This window comes from Pseudomonas sp. H3_D04 (assembly GCF_054669175.1).
Genome location: NZ_CP162801.1, coordinates 481,402 through 495,285 on the forward strand (window position 1 = coordinate 481,402; position 13,884 = coordinate 495,285).

Sequence of the window (13,884 nt, forward strand, 5' to 3'; positions counted from 1 at the left end):
GATGTTTGGTAAATTAAGTTGGGAAGCGGTCCCGTTCCACGAACCGATCGTGATGATAACCATCGCCATGATCGCGCTCGGTGGTCTGGCACTGTTCGCTGCAATCACCTACTTCAAGAAGTGGACCTACTTGTGGACCGAGTGGCTGACGTCGGTCGACCACAAGAAAATCGGCGTGATGTACATCATCGTCGCCATGGTCATGCTGCTGCGCGGTTTTGCCGACGCCATCATGATGCGTACCCAGCTGGCAATGGCCACCGAGGGTTCGCCTGGCTACCTGCCGCCTGAACACTATGACCAGATCTTCACCGCCCACGGTGTGATCATGATCATCTTCATGGCGATGCCATTCTTCACCGGCCTGATGAACCTTGCAGTGCCGCTGCAGATCGGCGCGCGTGACGTTGCCTTCCCGTTCCTGAACTCCCTGAGCTTCTGGCTGCTGGTGTCCGGCGTGGTGCTGATCAACCTGTCCCTGGGCGTCGGCGAATTCGCCAAGACCGGTTGGGTTGCCTATCCGCCGCTGTCGGGCCTGCAATACAGTCCGGGCGTGGGGATGGATTACTACATCTGGGCGCTACAGCTATCGGGTCTGGGGACAACGCTGACGGGGGTCAACTTCCTGGCCACCGTGCTGAAAATGCGTACCCCTGGCATGAAACTGATGGACATGCCGATCTTCACCTGGACCTGCACCTGGGCCAACGTCCTGATCGTGGCTTCGTTCCCGATCCTGACCGCTACCCTGGCACTGCTGACGCTTGACCGTTACATGGATTTCCACATTTTCACCAATGAACTTGGTGGCAATCCAATGATGTACGTCAACCTGTTCTGGGCGTGGGGTCACCCTGAGGTGTACATCCTGATCCTGCCGGCATTCGGCATTTTCTCGGAAGTCATCTCGGCCTTCACCGGCAAGAAACTGTTTGGCCACCACTCGATGATCTACGCTTCCGGCGCGATCTCGGTACTGGGCTTCATGGTTTGGCTGCACCACTTCTTCACCATGGGTTCGGGTGCCAACGTCAACGCCTTCTTCGGCCTGGCGACGATGCTGATTTCGATCCCGACGGGGGTGAAGCTATTCAACTGGCTGTTCACCATTTACCAGGGCCGTCTGCGTTTCACCAGCCAGGTTCTGTGGACCCTGGGCTTCATGGTGACCTTCGCCATCGGCGGCATGACCGGCGTATTGCTGGCCATCCCGGGTGCTGACTTCGTACTGCACAACAGCCTGTTCGTGATCGCGCACTTCCATAACGTGATCATCGGCGGCGCGGTATTCGGCTACATCGCCGGTTTCGCCTTCTACTTCCCGAAAGCGTTCGGCTTCAAGCTGCACGAAGGCTGGGGCAAGGCAGCGTTCTGGTTCTGGATCAGCGGCTTCTTCGTCGCGTTCATGCCGCTCTATGCACTGGGCTTCATGGGCATGACCCGTCGTCTGAACGCCACCACCAACCCTGAGTGGGTGCCGTACCTGTATGTCGCCATGTTCGGTGCGGTGATGATCGCTGTCGGCATCGCCTGCCAACTGATCCAGCTGTACGTCAGTGTGCGTGACCGCAACAAGCCAGAGAACATGTGCGAACACGGTGATCCGTGGAATGCCCACACTCTGGAATGGTCGACCTCGTCGCCACCACCGTTCTACAACTTTGCCGTGCTGCCGAAAGCCGACTGCATCGACCCGTTCACCGAAGCCAAGGAAAACGGTACTGCGTACCGCGCTCCGGCCAAGTACGAGCCGATCCACATGCCGAACAACACCGCCACTGGCGTGGTGATGGGCGCGCTGTTGACCGTGTTCGGTTTCGCGATGATCTGGCACATCTGGTGGCTGGCAATCGCGAGCCTGGCTGGCACTGTCATCTACTTCGTGATCCACGCTGCACGTGACGATCAAGGCTACATGGTGCCGGTCGATGTGATCGAACGCATCGAAGCCGAGCAGCACAAGCGTCTGGTCGCGGCAGGGAAAATCCCGGCCACCGCCACCCGTGTTGAAACCTCGTTGGAACAGGCTTAAACCATGTCGAACTTAGTGACCAATGCTGGACACACCCATGTCGATGGACATGGGCACGATGACCATCACCACGACTCGGGCGAGATGACCGTATACGGTTTCTGGCTCTACCTGATGACCGACTGCATTCTGTTTGCGTCGATCTTCGCGGTGTACGCGGTACTGGTTAACAACGTCGCCGGTGGCCCGTCGGGCCACGACATCTTCGAACTGCCGTACGTGCTGGGCGAAACCGCTCTGCTGTTGTTCAGTTCGATCACCTACGGCTTCGCCATGCTGGCGTTCTACCGGGGCAACAAGAAGCAGGTCCTGGGCTGGTTGGCCATGACTTTCCTGTTCGGTGCCGGCTTCATCGGCATGGAGATCAACGAGTTCCACGTGTTGATCGCCGAAGGCTACGGCCCTAGCCGCAGTGGCTTCCTGTCCGGGTTCTTCACCCTGGTCGGTACCCACGGTCTGCACGTGACCAGCGGTCTGATCTGGATGGCGATCATGATGTATCAGGTCAACAAGCATGGCCTGACGTCGACCAACAAGACCCGCCTGAGCTGCCTGAGCCTGTTCTGGCACTTCCTGGACGTCGTGTGGATCTGCGTATTCACCGTTGTTTACCTGATGGGGACTATGTAAATGGCTAACACACACGCCCATGACAGCCACGACGCCGGCCACGGCAGCGTCAAGTCCTACGCGATCGGCTTCATCCTGTCGGTGATCCTGACCGTCATCCCGTTTGCGCTGGTGATGTACCCGACGCTGCCGAAGTCGATCACCCTGATGATCGTCCTGGCATTCGCCGTGATCCAGGTGCTGGTGCACCTGGTGTACTTCCTGCACCTGGACCGTTCGGCCGCGCAGCGTAACAACGTGATTGCATTTGTTTTCGCCGCGATCGTGATTGTCCTGCTGGTGGGCCTGTCGCTGTGGATCATGTTCAGCATCCACACGTTCATGATGGCGAAGTGAGGTAAGTCCGGATGTCCTTTAAGCACTTTATCCAAATCACCAAACCGGGGATCATTTTCGGTAACGTGCTTTCAGTGGCAGGCGGATTTTTCCTGGCCTCTCAAGGGCATGTCGATCTGGCCATCTTCCTGGCGGCAATGATCGGCACCTCCCTGGTGGTGGCTTCCGGTTGCGTGTTCAACAACTGCATCGACCGCGACATCGACCTGAAGATGGAGCGCACCAAGAACCGCGTACTGGTCCAGGGCCTGATCTCCCTGAAACTGGCGCTGATCTTCGCGACCGTCCTCGGTGTGGCCGGCGTTGCATTGTTGTACAAGGTGGCGAACCCGTTGGCCGCGCTGTTCGCGGTGATCGGTTTCGTCATCTACGTCGGCTTCTACAGCCTGTACCTCAAGCGCAAGTCGGTTCACGGCACGCTGGTGGGCAGTCTGTCGGGTGCGATGCCGCCGGTGATTGGCTACGTGGCCGTGACCAACAACTTCGACATGGCCGCACTGACGTTGCTGGTGATGTTCAGCCTGTGGCAGATGCCGCATTCCTACGCCATCGCGATCTTCCGCTTCAACGATTACCGGGCCGCATCGATTCCGGTGTTGCCCGTGAAGCGCGGGATTCAAGTGGCCAAGCGGCACATCCTGCTCTACATCCTGGCGTTCCTCGTGGCGACCTTGATGCTGACCTTCAGCGGCTACGCCGGCATGAGCTACCTCGCCGTCGCCGCGGCCATGGGCATGTACTGGTTGTACATGGCCTGGACCGGCTACAAGGCAGTGGATGACACGGTCTGGGCACGCAAGCTGTTCGTGTTCTCGATCTTCACCATCACCGCGTTGAGCGTGATGATGTCGCTGGACTTCAAAGTGCCGAGTGAGTTGTTGCTGACTTACGCGCCTTAAGCGCCAGCTGCTGTAAAGAAAAGCCCCGTCTTCGAGAGAAGAGCGGGGCTTTTTGTTGGGTGCGATTCAGTCGTTCGGCACACCAAGTCTCGTAGGCGCGCAACTAATGCGAGGCCCAGTGCTCCTGCTTACCCATGTGGAAGAATCTTCCTACAAACCTTTCAGGTTGTCGGTCGGAAGTCGTCTTTCTAACCTCGGGCTTTGCCAAATCAGCTGCAGCAGCTGCCTGGCGTTTTGTCGCTAGAGGTTCGAATATGGATTTGCCGGACGTAATCAATCCCCGTGTTAATACGAGCACGGCGTTAGGGCAGGCTTTGATTTCAATGTTCAAATCTGTCGAAGCTGAGTTGGTGCTTGAGTCTGCAGACACTGGGGCGGTCAAAATTATTGTGTTCGGTGGGTGTGCGGTTCACCTCTATACAAATCACCGTGTTTCCACGGATGTCGATGCCGAAATTTACGAGGCTAATGTCCCAAAAGGTCTCCACCTTCAAACCATGCTCGCAGAGGTTCCGGAAGAGTTTGTCGATGAACGATCCGGTCGATTGATGGAACTGAACTACGACCTTCAATACAACACAAGCTTTGGGCCTGTTCACGAGGATTACTGGGAGCGAAGCCTTCCACTTGCCGAGTTTCCGAATGAGTCTCCTCTGCATGTTCACATTGCATCGCCTATCGACATTGCCATTTCTAAATTGGGTATAGCTACGGATCAGGACATTGGCGATATCATGGCGCTGCTCAGAAGTGGTTTCATACTCACCACTGAGCTCCGCCGACTGGCGTTGCAGGCTATTGATGTATATGTTGGCAATAAAGAATCACCAACCTCTGTTCTCGAAAATATTCTGCAAAACTATCTGGAGAATACAGATGACGAAGCCCCTTAGCGGCCACGTCCTCTCATCCGCTTTGGACACTCTGGTCAAAAGTCCTTTGAATCAAGCAGATGACGTTGCGCTTGTGAGCGCTGCCAAAGCTGTTTGGTACTCAAGCTCGAACCTCTCAAGTGAAGTCACGGCTTTTTTGAGTCGGCATTCTGATGAGGTCGAGGTTCGTCGCGCAGGCTACCTGCTCGAACGCTTTACACGTTTTTCATGCGTGTCTGATAGCCGAGTGCTGGAAACCTTTAATGCCCTTGAGCTTTTTGCCTACTCGACTTTCAAGCAAGGCGTGAAGCCAGAACCAGCCGCGCCGCTTCGCCGTCGCCGTGATGAACTGGCAGCCTCCTGGGGGTTGAGTGAAGGCCTTGGCCTAAAGGCTCAAACCCTCATGCCTTTTCAGACTCGACATTACGAGGCGGAGCAACGCGCAACATTTTCTTGAGCCTGAGTTGCAAAACAAGAACCCGATGCAGCTCCGGTTGAAAGCCCCGCCTTCGAGAGAAGAGCGGGGCTTTTTGTTGGAACAGCAAAATGGCATCAGAAAAACTCAGCGATCGAGCAGCCGGAAAAACTGCTCACGCACCTGCAGGCTATCGCTATGCGCAACATTGAAACGCAGGAAGCTGCTGGCATCGGCGGCTTTGCTCAACAGGGTGCCGGGCGCCAGCACCAGGTCGTGTTCGAGGCCTTTGCCGGCCAGGGTTTCGGCGTGCAGTCCTTCGGGCAACCGAGTCCAGATGAACAGCCCTTCACCCGCTATCGATGACACCGAACATCCCGCCTCTACCAGCCATCTCGTCACGCGACTGCTCGACTCATACAGGCGATCCACCGTGCGCCGGGTGTGTTTGGCGTAGCTGCCGTTACTGAGCATGGTGCAGGTGATCTGCTCCGCCAGTTCCGAGGTCACGCCGCCGCAGGCCATCTTCAAGGTGATCATGCGTGCGGCCAGTTGCGGCGATAGCGCGGTGTAGCTGACCCGGCTGTTGGCGGTCAGGGTCTTGGAGAAACCGGACACGTAACTGACATTGTCCAGACCGCTCGCGGCCAGGCGCGGGGTGCGTCTTTGCTGGATGTCGCCATACAAGTCATCTTCGAGGATGTGGACGCCGTAACGGTGACTCAGCTCCAGCAAGCGATAAACCTGGGCGGCGGAGAACGAGTGTCCGGTCGGGTTGTGCAGCGTGCTGTTGGTCATATACAGCACTGGGCGATGGGCGATCAGTAATTGCTCGAACGCTTCCAGGTCCAGCCCGTCGCAATCGCGGGCGATGGTGATGACCTTGGCGCCGTGCAGCGCCAGGTTGGTGTGCATGTTGAAGTAGCAGGGATCGTCGAGCAGCACGGTGTCGCCGGGTTTTATCAACAGGCGCATCAGCAGGTCGATGGCCTGCACGGTATTGGCGGTGGTGATGATCTGCTCCACCGGCACCTCGATGCCGACGGTCGACAGCTTCACGCGCAACGCCTCGCGCAACGGGAGGTAACCACCGACCTCACCGTACTCGCCCATGCGCAGCGCGGTCGCTCGAAGGGTGCTGCGCACGGCTTTGAGCAATTCGTCGGCGGGCAGCCACGAGGCGGGCAGAAATCCGCAGCCGGGGCGCAGCGCGCCGTTGTTCAGCAGCAAGGCGCGGCGGACCCGGCTGAGTGTGTCTTGGGGATGCAGGTCCGGGCCAGTTGCATGCTGGGATTGAATGCTTGGGCGGTGAATGTAATGCCCCGAACCCTGGCGTGAAACCACCAGCCCCTTGGCCCGCAACCGGTCGAGAGCATCGACCACGGTAGATTTGCCGACGTTCATCAACTCGGACAGCTCGCGAATCGGTGGCAACTTGGCCCCGTTCGGCAGGCCACCCTGGTTGATGGCCAAAGACAGCTGATCGACGATCTGCTGCACCAGCGGCACTCCGGGCTGGAACTCGATGGCGGCGATGACGGCGCGCTGCATTTTACTGGTCTCCCTGGCAGTAAAGTTTGTTGGATCTTATACGAAGTTGCCCTGATCAAGACACGCATCTCTCTCTACCATCATCTGCGCGTATGCATGATTGATTAAGAGGGGGTCGGTTAATGAGTAATCAAATGAGTCGCGACGAACGCTTCCTCGCGATGGCGAAAGAACTTGGCTTTGATATCTACGACGAGAATTCTGCCGGCGGGCATTACGCCCCGGTGGTCCGGCACGATGATGAACTGTACGTCAGTGGGCTGGTGCCGCGAATGAACGGCAAAATCCAGTACCCCGGCCGAGTGGGACTGGAACTCAACCTGGCCGATGCCCAAGAGGCTGCCGGTATCAGCGCGATACGCGGGCTTGCCCTGATCCGTGAGGCCATCGGCTCACTGGATAACCTCAAGGCATTGCTGCGCATCACGGTCTACGTGAAATCCACGTTCGATTTTGTGGACCTCAGTGAGGTTGCCAATGGAGCGTCTGACGTCTTCACGCATGTATTGGGTGAGGCCGGTAAACACACCCGAACGACCGTCGGTGTTTACCAGCTGCCGAAAAATGCGCCGATTGAAGTGGACATGATCGCGGCCCTGCATCCGTCAGCGCGATAATTCTTTCGGGCATACCTGCTTTTGCGGCGAGGGAGCTTGCTCCCGCTTGAGTGGGTAGCACTCACAAGAGTCGGCATTGTTGCCACATTTTTTGGGGCCGCTACGCAGCCCGGCGGGAGCAAGCTCCCTCGCCACAGGTTCCTTGCTGACTGAAAGCTTTCAGGTCGATCGGTTACTGCGCAGCGATGCTGTAACCGTCGAACGCGGTTTGTTGTTGAATAGCAGTGATGATGTTCTTGCGGTTGACCGCTTGTTCGGCCCCGGTATTGTCCAGGAACGTTTCGTTTTCAATGGCCGCGTCTTCACCTTCGCCGACGAAAGTGAAACCGAGGAACTCCAGCGCTTTGCGATCAACGTTCAGGCTCGCACGTGGAGTGCGCAGCGGCAGCGTAACGCTCACGCCATCCTTGCTGATGGTGAACACTTCGAGGTCTTTCTTGGCGCGAGCCACTTTGCTCTTGCCGGTGCTTGGGTTGCTGATGGCCTGGTGAGTCTGGTTCAGCACCTTCAACGCCAGGCCATAGACGATTTCCTGAAACGCCGGGTCTTCCTTGAAGCTGGAAAGAATACGGCTGATCGGGAATTTGCTGCTCAGGTCTTCCAGCGCGGCAATGTCGGACGCTTCAGCGTCTTTCAGTTGTTTGAGTTCGCCCATCAGTTCATAGGCTTTATCGTCGTCGAAGCTGTCGTGCGCCTGGCGGATCGCGGCGCGCAGCTCGCGGATCTGGTCGCTTTCCCGGGTGGATTGAAAAGCGTCCAGGACCATCTCGCTGATGGTCTTGGCCTGTGGCACATGCTGTGAAAGATTGATGGAGTTTTCGTATTCCGCTTTGGACGACAAGGTGACTACGGATTCAGCGGTATTGGAATCGGACATTGAAATTTCACTACTTCTTTTAACTTGGGTTTAGGCGAGAAAGCACAGGGCCTTTTCAGGCCGCCTAATCTATTGGACCTGACCCGAGTTGTCACGGATGAACAGGCGGTTGGTCATCATTTTTGGCGCTGGGATGTCATTCGCTGAAGCTCCAGCGCATTGGCGGTCGCCGCACCACTGGCGGTGTTGTCGAAGATGCACCAGGTGGGAACGCCGTCGGCTTGGGGGTGTAGCGTTCGAGCCAGGTCTTCAAGCCATGGTTTCTCGTAGTTTGAATAGTAGATTCGCGGCGACCCGTGCAATCGGTAGTAGCGGATGCCCGGCCAGGCACCGGGTACATCGCCATTGGGCAGTGGCGAAGGATCGGCTGCCACTTGGCCTATTCGATGCTCCATCAGCAGCGCCTGCGCCTCGGCTGTTTGCCAGCTGACGTGCCTGGGTTCAAACACGGCGAAGCCTGTGTAGCGCGAACGAAAGGTGGCGAAAAAGGTTTCGGCCGTGTTGACGTCGAAGGGCAAGGAGGGCGGAAGCTGGATCAGCAGGCAGCCAAGCTTCGGGCCCAGGTGGATGCATTGCTCAATAAAGTCATCGATCAACTGTTCACCATTCACCAAGCGAGCCTCGTGGGTGATCTGCTTGGGGACTTTGACTGAAAACCTGAAATTCTCCGGCACGCTTTCAGCCCATCGCGCATAGGTTGCCGGGCGGTGTGGTCGATAAAACGAGCTGTTGATTTCCGCGCACATCAGCTGTGCCGCGTACCGTTGCAGGTGAGTGCCTTCGTCGGGAAAAGCACTCCATTGCTCACGGGGCAGGCTCCATCCGGCGCAGCCGATATACAAGGGCGTCGTGGCCGTCATCAACGTTTTCTCGCCTCAGCATCGGGTATCGGGTTCAAAGCTGTGACCGCTGAAACCGGGCTATTTCCCCATCGAATTCAGGTTCATCGAGCGAACGGCCCATTTTTCGGCCGTTTGCTCATCCACCGGCAAGGAGAAACGGAAAGTCGCCCCCCGTCCCGGAACGTCGATCAACTGAATCTCGCGACCGTGCAGTTGCAGGATCCGATGCACGATGCGCAGCCCCAGCCCGCCATCGCGCCGGGCACCGCCAATGTTGAACGGACGCAGAAACAAACCTTCGCGCAATTCGGGCGCGATGCCGGGGCCGGTGTCGCTGACGGTGACTTCGATAAAGGGCCCTTGAGGTCGCAGGCTCAGTTCGATTTCTCCACCTTGCGGGGTATCGCGCAGGGCATTGTCGAACAGGTTGGTCAGCACACGTTCGATCAGCCCCAGGTCGGCGCAGACGGCCGAGACGTTGGGCGCGAAGTTGGCCTTGAGTTCAATCTGGCGCGCTTCGGCGGTGAGTTCGAACTTCTGGAAGATGTCCTGCACAAGATCGGTCAGGGAGAAACGCTCCAGCACCGGTTGCACGAAACCGTGTTCCAGCCGCACCAGTTCCAGCAGCGATTGCGCCAGGCCGCCAACCTTGCGGCTTTGATCCAGGGCGATGCCCAGATAGCGACGGCGGTCGGCGGGGGACAGCGTGGCGTCCTTGAGCGACAGGGTTTCCAGATAACCGTGCAGCGAGGCCAGCGGTGTGCGCAGGTCGTGGGAGATGTTCGCCACCAATTCACGGCGTTCCTGATCCTGGCGAGTCAGCGAGCGCCATTGTTCGCCGAGACGGGTTTGCATCTGGCGGAAAGCGGCGTCGAGTACGGCTATTTCATCGTGGCTCGATGCTTTTTCTACCGGGTCCGATGCGGGCGGTGTGGAGGGGACTCCGTCGATGTCGAACTGGCTGACTCGATCGGTCAATCGACGCAACGGTCGGGTGATCAGGGCAAATGCGGCAAGGCCGGCGATCAGGCACAACGACGCCACCAGACCGATAGACAGCAGCGCCGTATTGAGCGCGGCGCTGGTGGCACCGCGTTCGGCGAAGCGGTCGTGTTCTTCACTGAGCAACACCACATAGAGGTAACCTTCCGGCTTGCCGTTGACCTGCAACGGCGCTGCGCTGAACACCTTGCGTCCGTCGACGCTGCGCGGGTCGTCGCCGAGAACCGGCAGCGCCTCACCCTTGAGCAAGCGCTGGATCGGTGCCAGATCGACCCGATCCCGACGCATCCGGCCTTCGGGGGCGGCGCTGCCGACAATGAGCCCCTCGTTATCAAGCAGATAGACCTCGACACTCGGATTGACCAGCATGAGTTTGCTGAACAATTCGCGCACGGCATTGGGCATCAGACCATTGGTGTCCATCAGCACAGTGTCGCGGGCGATGTGCTGGGCGAGATCACGCGACAGCCCTTGAACCACCTCCAGTTCGTGCATTTTGTTGGAGCGCACTTGCATCCAGGCCGAGGTGCCACAGCACACCAGCAACAGAATGGCGAACACCAGGGACAGGCGCTGTGTCAGGGTCAGCCTCATGGCTGCTCCTCCTTGGCCGCGAATTTATAGCCACGACCCCATACCGTGAGGATGCGCGCAGGTTGTGCCGGATCGGCTTCGATCTTGGCCCGCAGACGATTGATGTGGGTGTTGACCGTGTGTTCGTAGCCTTCGTGGCTGTAGCCCCAGACCGCGTTGAGCAGGTCCATCCTCGAGAACACCTTGCCAGGCTGGCGGACGAAGAAATACAGCAGGTCGAACTCCCGAGGTGTCAGGTCCAGGCGACGACCGTCGAGGGACACGTCGCGGGTGATCGGGTCGATGGACAGGCCGTTGGTGATCAGGCTGCCGGCGTCCATTTTCAGGTTGCGGGCCATGGCGTCGACACGTCGTAGCAGGGCTTTGACCCGGGCGACCAGCTCAAGCATTGAAAAAGGCTTGGCCAGGTAATCGTCGGCACCGAGTTCCAGCCCCAGGATCCGGTGCATTTCACTGGAGCGGGCGCTGGTGATGATGATCGGTGTGTAGCGGGCCATGGCCCGCGCCCGACGGCAGATTTCCAGGCCGTCGACGCCGGGCAACATCAGGTCGAGGATCAGTGCGTCCCAGCTTCCTTGCTGCAGCAGTCGCATACCCTCATCACCGTCGGCGCAGTGCACCACCTCGAACTGCTCATCGCGCAGATGCAGGCAGATAAGGTCGGCGATGTGCAGGTCGTCCTCGACCACCAGGACACGTTTGGTCTGTTCCATAAAGCTCAATCCTTTGTAGCGCAATGGGCACATTGTGCGGGTTTTCCCCGGGGCGAGTTATCACGAATTGTTTAACTGTCCGTGAGGATTTGGCGATCAACCCAAGCCTAGGCTGTGTTCCCTATCAGGCACCTGGAATTTTGGAGATGGCCATGTTTTCACGGCGACAGTTTCTTGTAGCGAGCGGCGGGCTGGGCGCTGCAGCCCTGGTGATCGGTGTGTTGCCAAAATTTGCCGCCCATTCGGCGCTGGTCAGCGAGGCCAGTGCGTCGGAGGTGTTCGAGGTGACTCACAGTGACAGCGAATGGCGCGCGATGCTCAGTGCCGAGCAGTACGAAATCCTGCGCGAAGAAGGCACCGAACGGGCCTACAGCAGCCCGTTGAACAACGAGCATCGCGAGGGAATTTTCGCCTGTGCCGGGTGTGATTTGCCGCTGTTCTCATCCGACACGAAGTTTGACAGCCGCACCGGTTGGCCCAGCTTCTGGGCGCCACTGGACAAGGCGGTGGCGACCCGTCAGGACCGTTCCTTCGGCGTACTGCGCGAAGCAGTCCACTGCCGGCGTTGCGGGGGGCATCTGGGCCACGTCTTCGACGATGGGCCCAAGCCGACCGGCCTGCGTTACTGCATGAACGGTCTGGCGATGACCTTCGAGCCCGGGGCGGCGTGACCCATGGGCACTTCCTTTCACTCATTTATTGCAGGTCGATGCTATGTGGCTTCTGGTTCTCGCGTATCTCGGTGGTGTGCTGACGATTGTCAGCCCGTGCATTCTGCCGGTATTGCCCTTTGTCTTCGCTCGCACCGGGCAGCCGTTTATGAAAAGTGGCTTGCCACTGTTGGCGGGGATGGCGGTGACCTTCGCGCTCGTCGCCTCATTGGCGGCGGTGGGCGGCGGCTGGGTGGTGCAAGTCAATCAGTACGGTCGCTGGCTCGCGTTGCTGTTCGTGGCACTGTTCGGGCTGACGCTGCTGCTGCCTCGATTGGCCGAGCGCCTGACGCGCCCACTGGTGGCGGCCGGCAGCCGACTGTCGGAAGCCGCGGGCGCCGATGCTCGTCCGCGTCCCGGCGCTTCGTTCCTGATCGGCGTCGCCACGGGCCTGCTCTGGGCACCGTGTGCCGGGCCGATTCTCGGCCTGTTGCTGACCGGGGCGGCGCTGCAAGGGGTAAGCATCGCCACCACGTTGCTGTTGCTGGCTTACGCCGCGGGTGCCGCCACTTCCCTCGCCGTGGCGTTGTTGCTGGGCGGTAAAGTCTTCGCGGCGATGAAGCGCTCGATCGGCGCGGGTGAATGGGTCCGTCGAGGTTTGGGCGCGGCGATGTTGGCCGGTGTGGCGGCGATTGCCCTCGGGCTGGACACTGGCATCCTGGCGCGGGTTTCGACGGCTTCCACCGGCGGCCTCGAGCAGGCGTTGGTGGGCCGTTTGGCCGGCAAATCACCGAACAACAGCGGGGCGATGATGGCCGCTGGCGGGGCGATGAAAATGTCAGCAAAAGCGCCAGGCGCATTGCCGATTGAGGGCAACCTCCCGCCGCTGGATGGCGCCGTGCAATGGCTCAATTCGCCTCCACTGACCGCACAGGCATTGAAGGGCAAGGTCGTGCTGGTGGATTTTTGGACTTACTCCTGCATCAACTGCCTGCGCACCTTGCCGTATGTCAAAGCCTGGGCCGAGAAGTACCGCGATCAGGGGCTGGTGGTGATCGGTGTTCATGCGCCTGAATTCGCGTTCGAGCGGGATGTGGGCAATGTCACCAAAGCCATGAAAGACCTGGGCATCAACTACCCGGTGGCGATCGACAATGACTACAAGATCTGGCGTGCCTTCAACAACGAATACTGGCCGGCTCACTATTTTGCCGACGCGCAGGGGCGCATTCGTTATCACCACTTCGGTGAAGGCGAATACGCCGAATCGGAACGCGTCATCCAGCAGCTGCTGCGTGAAGCGGGCGCCTCAAAAGTCGCCGATGGGCTGATCACAGCCGATGCCACCGGGGTTCAACTGGCCCCGGACATGAATGAAGTCCAGTCGCCGGAAACCTATGTCGGCTACCAGCGTGCGGAGCACTTCGTGCCGCAAACCGGTCTGGTGCCGGACAAGGTGTCGGCGTACAGCACGCCGACGCAATTGGCACTCAACGATTGGGGCCTGGACGGTCAATGGAACGTCGGTTCGGAGCGCGCGATTTCAAGCGCGCCGGCCAGCCGAATCGTCTACCGCTTCCACGCGCGCGATTTGCACCTGGTACTGGGCCCCGACGCAGACGGCAAACCGGTGCGCTTCAAAGTGCTGATCGACGGAAAAGCCCCCGGCGATGCCCACGGTACCGACGTCGCCCCCGATGGCAGCGGCAGCGTTACCGAGCAACGGTTGTATCAATTGGTGCGCCAGAACGGCGGCGTGACGGACCGCACTTTCAGCATCGAGTTTCTCGATCCGGGTGTGTCGGCGTATGCGTTTACGTTCGGTTGATCGCCCTATCATTTGTTCAGGAGTCA

At 59.0% G+C, this 13,884-nt stretch carries 14 protein-coding genes; 9 read left to right on the forward strand and 5 right to left on the reverse strand.

Annotated elements, in window-relative coordinates; all coding sequences use genetic code 11:
* The first annotated feature begins 1 nt into the window (after window position 1).
* From cyoB to AB4N91_RS02385, 6 genes are all read left to right on the forward strand, one after another.
* A complete protein-coding gene (gene cyoB / locus AB4N91_RS02360) occupies window positions 2-2,032 on the forward strand; it encodes a cytochrome o ubiquinol oxidase subunit I (protein ID WP_010458058.1) in 2,031 nt (676 codons plus the stop codon).
* Window positions 2,033-2,035: 3 nt separating this feature from the next.
* Complete coding sequence (locus tag AB4N91_RS02365; protein ID WP_010458056.1) at window positions 2,036-2,662, forward strand: cytochrome o ubiquinol oxidase subunit III; 627 nt, start codon at window positions 2,036-2,038, stop codon at window positions 2,660-2,662.
* Complete coding sequence (cyoD, locus tag AB4N91_RS02370; protein WP_077749376.1) at window positions 2,663-2,998, forward strand: cytochrome o ubiquinol oxidase subunit IV; 336 nt, start codon at window positions 2,663-2,665, stop codon at window positions 2,996-2,998.
* 11 nt (window positions 2,999-3,009) lie between these two features.
* Window positions 3,010-3,897 carry a heme o synthase gene (gene cyoE, locus AB4N91_RS02375; protein ID WP_010458052.1) on the forward strand — a complete coding sequence of 296 codons (888 nt, stop codon included), beginning with the start codon at window positions 3,010-3,012 and terminating at the stop codon, window positions 3,895-3,897.
* A gap of 254 nt (window positions 3,898-4,151) precedes the next feature.
* Complete coding sequence (locus tag AB4N91_RS02380; protein WP_460112084.1) at window positions 4,152-4,790, forward strand: DUF6036 family nucleotidyltransferase; 639 nt, start codon at window positions 4,152-4,154, stop codon at window positions 4,788-4,790.
* A complete protein-coding gene (locus AB4N91_RS02385) occupies window positions 4,774-5,226 on the forward strand; it encodes a hypothetical protein (RefSeq protein ID WP_077749374.1) in 453 nt (150 codons plus the stop codon). The genes AB4N91_RS02380 and AB4N91_RS02385 overlap by 17 nt, the downstream gene beginning before the upstream one ends.
* A 105-nt stretch (window positions 5,227-5,331) precedes the next feature.
* Here the strand turns inward: AB4N91_RS02385 and AB4N91_RS02390 are convergent, their stop codons facing one another.
* Entirely contained in the window at window positions 5,332-6,735 is a 1,404-nt protein-coding gene (locus AB4N91_RS02390) for an aminotransferase-like domain-containing protein (RefSeq protein ID WP_200666971.1), read from the reverse strand.
* Between the two features lie 122 nt (window positions 6,736-6,857).
* Here AB4N91_RS02390 and AB4N91_RS02395 point away from each other — a divergent pair, with 122 nt between their 5' ends.
* Window positions 6,858-7,352, forward strand: coding sequence for a RidA family protein (locus AB4N91_RS02395; RefSeq protein WP_042932582.1), 495 nt, complete (start codon window positions 6,858-6,860; stop codon window positions 7,350-7,352).
* A gap of 172 nt (window positions 7,353-7,524) precedes the next feature.
* Here the strand turns inward: AB4N91_RS02395 and AB4N91_RS02400 are convergent, their stop codons facing one another.
* The 4 genes from AB4N91_RS02400 to AB4N91_RS02415 all read right to left on the reverse strand — a co-directional run bounded on the left by AB4N91_RS02400 (window position 7,525) and on the right by AB4N91_RS02415 (window position 11,380).
* On the reverse strand, window positions 7,525-8,229 hold the full coding sequence (locus AB4N91_RS02400) for a hypothetical protein (protein WP_010458047.1): 705 nt from the start codon (window positions 8,227-8,229) through the stop codon (window positions 7,525-7,527).
* Window positions 8,230-8,345: 116 nt separating this feature from the next.
* Window positions 8,346-9,089: a DUF72 domain-containing protein gene (locus AB4N91_RS02405; protein WP_460112086.1), complete on the reverse strand. Its 744-nt coding sequence runs from the start codon at window positions 9,087-9,089 to the stop codon at window positions 8,346-8,348.
* A gap of 60 nt (window positions 9,090-9,149) precedes the next feature.
* Window positions 9,150-10,667, reverse strand: a complete 1,518-nt coding sequence (locus AB4N91_RS02410) for a sensor histidine kinase (RefSeq protein WP_458724895.1) — start codon at window positions 10,665-10,667, stop codon at window positions 9,150-9,152.
* Window positions 10,664-11,380: a response regulator transcription factor gene (locus AB4N91_RS02415; protein ID WP_010458041.1), complete on the reverse strand. Its 717-nt coding sequence runs from the start codon at window positions 11,378-11,380 to the stop codon at window positions 10,664-10,666. The genes AB4N91_RS02410 and AB4N91_RS02415 overlap by 4 nt, the downstream gene beginning before the upstream one ends.
* A 152-nt stretch (window positions 11,381-11,532) precedes the next feature.
* Between AB4N91_RS02415 and msrB the strand changes: the two genes are divergently transcribed.
* Both msrB and AB4N91_RS02425 read left to right on the forward strand, forming a co-directional pair.
* Window positions 11,533-12,051, forward strand: coding sequence for a peptide-methionine (R)-S-oxide reductase MsrB (msrB, locus tag AB4N91_RS02420; protein ID WP_077749381.1), 519 nt, complete (start codon window positions 11,533-11,535; stop codon window positions 12,049-12,051).
* A gap of 43 nt (window positions 12,052-12,094) precedes the next feature.
* Window positions 12,095-13,858 (forward strand): cytochrome c biogenesis protein DipZ, encoded by a 1,764-nt coding sequence (locus AB4N91_RS02425; RefSeq protein WP_460112087.1) that lies wholly within the window; start codon window positions 12,095-12,097, stop codon window positions 13,856-13,858.
* Window positions 13,859-13,884 lie beyond the last annotated feature (26 nt).

Excerpts from the sequence above, each read along its gene's own strand:
- cyoD (WP_077749376.1), top strand. The coding sequence starts at position 2,663 with ATGGCTAACACACACGCCCATGACAGCCACGACGCCGGCCACGGCAGC.
- msrB (WP_077749381.1), top strand. The coding sequence starts at position 11,533 with ATGTTTTCACGGCGACAGTTTCTTGTAGCGAGCGGCGGGCTGGGCGCT.
- AB4N91_RS02405 (WP_460112086.1), bottom strand. The coding sequence starts at position 9,089 with ATGACGGCCACGACGCCCTTGTATATCGGCTGCGCCGGATGGAGCCTG.
- cyoB (WP_010458058.1), top strand. The coding sequence starts at position 2 with ATGTTTGGTAAATTAAGTTGGGAAGCGGTCCCGTTCCACGAACCGATC.
- AB4N91_RS02410 (WP_458724895.1), bottom strand. The coding sequence starts at position 10,667 with ATGAGGCTGACCCTGACACAGCGCCTGTCCCTGGTGTTCGCCATTCTG.
- AB4N91_RS02380 (WP_460112084.1), top strand. The coding sequence starts at position 4,152 with ATGGATTTGCCGGACGTAATCAATCCCCGTGTTAATACGAGCACGGCG.
- AB4N91_RS02400 (WP_010458047.1), bottom strand. The coding sequence starts at position 8,229 with ATGTCCGATTCCAATACCGCTGAATCCGTAGTCACCTTGTCGTCCAAA.
- AB4N91_RS02385 (WP_077749374.1), top strand. The coding sequence starts at position 4,774 with ATGACGAAGCCCCTTAGCGGCCACGTCCTCTCATCCGCTTTGGACACT.
- AB4N91_RS02365 (WP_010458056.1), top strand. The coding sequence starts at position 2,036 with ATGTCGAACTTAGTGACCAATGCTGGACACACCCATGTCGATGGACAT.
- AB4N91_RS02425 (WP_460112087.1), top strand. The coding sequence starts at position 12,095 with ATGTGGCTTCTGGTTCTCGCGTATCTCGGTGGTGTGCTGACGATTGTC.
- AB4N91_RS02415 (WP_010458041.1), bottom strand. The coding sequence starts at position 11,380 with ATGGAACAGACCAAACGTGTCCTGGTGGTCGAGGACGACCTGCACATC.
- cyoE (WP_010458052.1), top strand. The coding sequence starts at position 3,010 with ATGTCCTTTAAGCACTTTATCCAAATCACCAAACCGGGGATCATTTTC.
- AB4N91_RS02390 (WP_200666971.1), bottom strand. The coding sequence starts at position 6,735 with ATGCAGCGCGCCGTCATCGCCGCCATCGAGTTCCAGCCCGGAGTGCCG.
- AB4N91_RS02395 (WP_042932582.1), top strand. The coding sequence starts at position 6,858 with ATGAGTAATCAAATGAGTCGCGACGAACGCTTCCTCGCGATGGCGAAA.